At 51.7% G+C, this 2,508-nt stretch carries 1 protein-coding gene and 1 pseudogene; both read left to right on the top strand.

Going from position 1 to position 2,508, the window contains the following annotated elements:
- Nucleotides 1-25: 25 nt before the first annotated feature.
- Nucleotides 26-2,153: pseudogene (locus tag J5F18_RS16105) on the top strand (Tex family protein); the annotation flags it as partial.
- Nucleotides 2,154-2,314: 161 nt separating this feature from the next.
- Nucleotides 2,315-2,508 (top strand): hypothetical protein (locus tag J5F18_RS16100; protein ID WP_346299564.1); only part of this gene is annotated, 194 nt, incomplete at its 3' end.

Below are 2,508 nucleotides of genomic sequence, written 5' to 3'. Positions count from 1 at the left end.
TTTTAATTTACTAAAAGAGATGGGTATGACTGCTGGTTCTTCTTCGATTGCGGCGCACATTGCGGCCGAACTTCAATGTAATGTGCAACAAGTTACAGCGACTATAACGCTGCTTGACGAAGGCTCCACGGTCCCCTTCATCGCCCGGTATCGAAAAGAGGCCACGGGCGGATTGGACGATACTCAACTACGAACGTTAGCCAGCCGATTGAGCTATTTGCGTGAGTTACATGAACGCCGCTCGGTTATCCTCAAAAGCATTGCGGATCAAGACAAACTCTCCCCAGAACTGCGCTCCGCGATTGAAACCTGTCAGTCCAAAACCGAACTCGAAGATCTCTACTTACCCTACAAACCTAAGCGCCGCACCAAAGGGCAAATTGCATTGGAAGCTGGCATTGGTCCATTAGCCGAAAGCTTGCGACGCCGGTTTTGCCGATTCAAAAGCTGTTTTAGAAGGCGCACGCTTCATACTGATGGAACAGTTCTCCGAAGACGCCCAACTGCTGAAAGCGATTCGTCAACGTTTATGGCAAGCGGCCGAAATGACCGCCACCGTGGCTCCAGGCAAAGAGCAGGAAGGGTCGAAATTTCGCGATTACTTCGATTACCATGAACGTTTGCGCAGCATTCCCTCACATCGCGCACTTGCGCTGTTCCGCGGGCGTAACGAAGGCGTTTTGCAAATTCGCTTAAATGCCGATCCAGATACGGACGAAAGTGTTCGAACGAGCGCTTACGAACCGATCATCGCCGATCATTTCACCCTCGATACCGAGCAGGGTTTGGCTGGCGCTTGGCGCAAACAAACCGTGCAGTGGACATGGCGGATTAAAATTCTACCGCGAATGGAAACTGACTTGTTTGGTCAATTGCGCGACCAAGCCGAGGTTGCAGCAATACACGTGTTTGCCACCAACCTGAAAGACTTATTGATGGCCGCGCCAGCTGGGCAACGAACCACGCTTGGTCTAGACCCGGGGCTACGGACTGGCGTGAAAGCCACGGTTGTCGACGGTACCGGCAAGCTCCTCGCGCAAAGTACCGTGTTTCCACATGCGCCACAAAACCAATGGGACAAAGCGTTACGGTCTTTGGCGGCCTTGTGCCAACTGCATAAAGTAGAACTTGTGGCGATCGGTAATGGCACCGCGTCACGAGAGACTGACAAACTGGTCACTGAGCTGATGAAAGCCAATCCGAAATTTAAACTGACGAAAGTCATGGTCAGTGAAGCCGGCGCATCGGTTTATTCCGCGTCAGAATTGGCCGCACTTGAGTTTCCTGATTTGGATGTGTCTTATCGCGGCGCCGTTTCAATTGCTCGGCGCTTACAAGACCCGCTTGCTGAACTTGTTAAGATCGAGCCAAAAGCTATCGGTGTCGGCCAATACCAACACGATGTCAGTCAGTCCTTATTGGCACAGAGCCTCGATGCAGTGGTCGAAGACTGTGTGAATGCCGTCGGCGTTGACGTCAACACCGCATCGGTGCCATTACTCGCACGAGTGGCTGGTCTGAATCGCAATTTAGCGCTTAATATTGTCGCTTATCGGGAGCAGAACGGTGCATTTTCAAGCCGGAAGTCATTGCTGAAGGTGCCACGCATGGGGCCAAAAAGTTATGAGCAAGCTGCGGGGTTTTTGCGCATCATGGGCGGGAGCAACCCATTAGACGGCTCTGCAGTACATCCAGAGGCCTACCCAATCGCCGAACGTATCGCAGCCGCCAATGACAAAGCGGTCGGCGACATCATCGGCGACAGTAGTTTCCTCAAGTCACTGCAAGCGCGAGATTACATTGACGCGCATTTCGGTGTACCGACCGTAAGCGATATTATTCGTGAGTTGGAGAAACCCGGACGCGATCCTCGTCCCGAGTTTAAAACAGCAGAATTTAAAGAAGGTGTTGAAACACTCACTGATTTGAAAATCGGTATGACCTTGGAAGGTGTCGTGACGAACGTGACCAACTTTGGCGCATTTGTCGATATCGGCGTTCATCAAGACGGGCTCGTTCATATTTCAGCATTGGCCGACAAGTTTGTCAGCGATGCCCATGACGTGGTCAAAGCCGGCGATGTCGTCAAGGTCAAAGTTATCGAGGTCGACACTGAACGCAAGCGAATTGCCTTGACCATGCGACTACACGATCCGGTTGACCAAGCTTCCGCGCCGTCATCCGTGTCAGCTGGACGCAAGTCGTCGACTACGACCAAAAAACCGAAGCGCAGTGAATCTTTGCCAGCGAATAACGCTTTTGCCGAAGCCTTTGCCAAAGCAAAACGTCGCTAATCGAGGAAGCCAAGAAAACCATGGATGCCATGCTACTCATACTCGCTTACCTTGCGGTTGGCCTGAGTTTGAAACGTTTGCACTTGATGCCAGTAAATACTGGCCAAGTGCTAAACCAATATGTCATTAATGTCGCTGTACCGGCGATGATTTTGTTGCATCTACCCAAGCTCGAACTGAATAGCGAAGTCTTGTTGCCGGCACTGATGCCGTG

It is taken from the genome of Halomonas sp. BM-2019 (assembly GCF_017584085.1).
The sequence above is the reverse complement of the archived record's forward strand: the minus strand, read 5'-3'. Positions and strand labels throughout refer to the sequence as shown.